3 protein-coding genes are annotated in these 2,646 nt (G+C 31.1%); 2 read left to right on the top strand and 1 reads right to left on the bottom strand.

Features of this window, described 5'->3' with window-relative positions; translation table 11 throughout:
• Positions 1-439 precede the first annotated feature (439 nt).
• Positions 440-1,339 carry a hypothetical protein gene (locus tag AS180_RS21135; RefSeq protein ID WP_025907737.1) on the top strand — a complete coding sequence of 300 codons (900 nt, stop codon included), beginning with the start codon at positions 440-442 and terminating at the stop codon, positions 1,337-1,339.
• Between the two features lie 306 nt (positions 1,340-1,645).
• Positions 1,646-2,143: an HTH domain-containing protein gene (locus tag AS180_RS21130; RefSeq protein ID WP_025907738.1), complete on the top strand. Its 498-nt coding sequence runs from the start codon at positions 1,646-1,648 to the stop codon at positions 2,141-2,143.
• A 51-nt stretch (positions 2,144-2,194) separates the two neighbouring features.
• On the opposite strand, the gene AS180_RS21125 is transcribed toward AS180_RS21130, so the two are convergent.
• Complete coding sequence (locus AS180_RS21125; protein WP_025907739.1) at positions 2,195-2,545, bottom strand: helix-turn-helix transcriptional regulator; 351 nt, start codon at positions 2,543-2,545, stop codon at positions 2,195-2,197.
• Between the last annotated feature and the right edge of the window lie 101 nt (positions 2,546-2,646).

The raw sequence follows: 2,646 nt of genomic DNA, 5'->3' as shown, positions 1-2,646 counted from the left end.
TACTGATCATGCCCCTTTTTTTAGAGTAATAGTATCAGTATGTCCAAAATTTAGAGATTACTTGCAATTGCCCTGAAGTTTTTGCACCAGAACCAGTAAAAGTGAAGGGATAAACAATACGCATTCCCATATCATCATGTCTTTAAATAGTTTTCTTGTATTTAATATATTATTCAACTTTCTTTATTCCTCCTTTTAAGGATTATTCTACCATAAATCTATAATTCGTACCGATAAGGTGTTTTATGTTAACTATGTTCGTATAAAATATAAATTTGTCTTCTTAAATCAAATTTTATAAAAAAGAATAAATAAGCCTAAAATACTAATAAATACATTATAAAAATTCAAAAAACGTGATAAAAGTATCATAAAAATGTAGATTAATTGTTTATTTAGTGATATATTCCATATATAAAAATTAAGGGAGTGTTTTTTTTTGCAATTTAAAAAAGTTTTAGTTGGAGTCGTAGCAGCATCTTCATTACTGTATTCTTCAAGTGCGTTTGCTGAAGAAAATTTAGAACAACCATCACTTGATGAAGGAGAAGTGATTTTTTGGCATCCTGAAGTTAATCTAAATTCTATAGATGGAAAAATAGATTCCTCTTCTATCAATTCTGAGAAATCGGATACTTTCAAGTTAGATGGTAAAACTTTTGAATTACCACAAGCTGATGTGAATTCTTCATTAAAAGAGGATGAAAGTGAAAGCCTTGATACTTCAAATGAACCTATTGAACTACAAGATCAACAAACTACTCAGTTGCTAGAAATGAAAAAAGTAGATGATGATACATATAATGCATTATATGTTTCTGATGTAAGTGTTGAAGAAATTTCAGATGAAATTAGCGATGATGCTAATACAGAGGAAAATACGGACGATAATATTTTAGAACCAACAAGTTCTTCTTTATTTACAAGACCAGCTATACATTTGCTAGCTGCACCTTCTAACGGTACAGAACAATCATCTTGGAAATATGGGGTTACCGGTTATGTAAAGGTGTTTTACCATGTACAGTATAAAGATGGTATAAAACATTACGATATGAACTATGTAAATGTACGTTGGTCTGCAGGCTCTGGTTCTTCTGTTTCTAGTCGTTCTTTAACAATGGGACAACAAGGAAGTTCTGCATTTGCACCAGGACATGTAGCGAATAATCAAAAACAAACAGTTAGTATCTCAAAAAATAGTACTACTACAGTAAATGTTAAAGATTCATGGTATCCTGTATTTAAAGGGACTGTAGGTGCTAGTTCTACAGCAAAAGTAAAAAAAGGGAGCAACTCTGGTACATTAAAAGTAGACACTAGAATTTTAATACCATAATCTCTCTTTAGAAATCGGAGGGTGTCTTTTGAAAAAAGAAAAAAATGATAATGAGAATGATATTTTTAATCGAACATACATAGGAAAAGCAGGATGTATGGTTCCTATAATTGTTATCGTAATAGGTTATATCATTTATAATATTGTTACTCATTAATTTAGATAAATAAAAAGCAAAGAAATCTTAAAATTTTAAGATTTCTTTGCTTTTTATTTTTTGTTTCAGAGGAAAATTATAGCAGGAAATAGCATCTTGTATTTGAATACTAGTACTATACTCTTAATACGAAAATGGGGGCTAGTAGGATGCTGGTAAAAAAGATGTTAAATGGCATTATGATGAAAGAAATTACGATTAAAGAATTAGCTGATCGATATGATGTAAGCACTCGCACTATTCAATCAAAGATTAAGAAATTAGGCTATGAATGGGATAGTAAGGAAAGCATTTATCGCTATGTTGGAGAAGAATCAGAACCAGTAGATGTTGATTTCAGTACCCTTATTTCTAAAAACAGCAAAATGCCAGCAGAACAAAATTTAGCTACTAGTGAAGTAGCAGCTAGTACGAGCTATGTTGATGAAAGTGAAAGTACGAGCACTAGCTCCTCAAAAGCTAGCACAGTAGATGCAATTGATTTGTTGCTGCAAAGTCCAAAAGACCGTTCAAAACGAGTCTATCGAGGTTTTTATTTTGATGATGATGTGTTAAATATTATTGATCGAGTCCCTAAAAGTTATAAATCAGAATTAGTAAATGAAGCTTTGAGAAAAGTGTTTAAGGAAAAGGGATTATTAGACTAAAAAGAAAAGCAGGCTTAAGCCTACTTTTTAGCCTTAAAGGCACTTATATGGTTATGAAATGCGTATCATTTTCCCTGAAGGTTCTTCATGTAGATTTTGAAATTGTTGAAGAGCGTCTGTCATAGATTCCGTATTCAATTTCTTTAAGATACTTTTTCTTTGATTTTTAATTGTGCTTTCTTCTTTATGGAGAAGGTTTTGTATTTCTGAAATAGAATGACCTTCAATAGCTAGAGCAAAGACTTCTTGTTCTGCTTTAGTAAACTGATTCATAAAGACTTTCTCTTTTAGGATTTTACATTCTTCTTCTACAAGTTTTAGTCGAGCTACTTCATCAACTAAATCAGAAGCTACACTTAGAACATGTTCAATACCCATTAATAGTTTTTCAGTTTGATCCACTATAAGAGGTTCTGGTGCAAAAACTTCAAAATATCTGCAGGTAATCTCCCAAACTTGGACAAACTGATACTAGTATTCTAAAAGAAGGACGTGATCAGTAT

It is taken from the genome of Priestia veravalensis, assembly GCF_001457055.1.
GTDB classification, from domain to species: domain Bacteria; phylum Bacillota; class Bacilli; order Bacillales; family Bacillaceae_H; genus Priestia; species Priestia flexa.
Note: the sequence above shows the minus strand (reverse complement) of the source record. Positions and strands in the feature narration are given on the sequence as shown.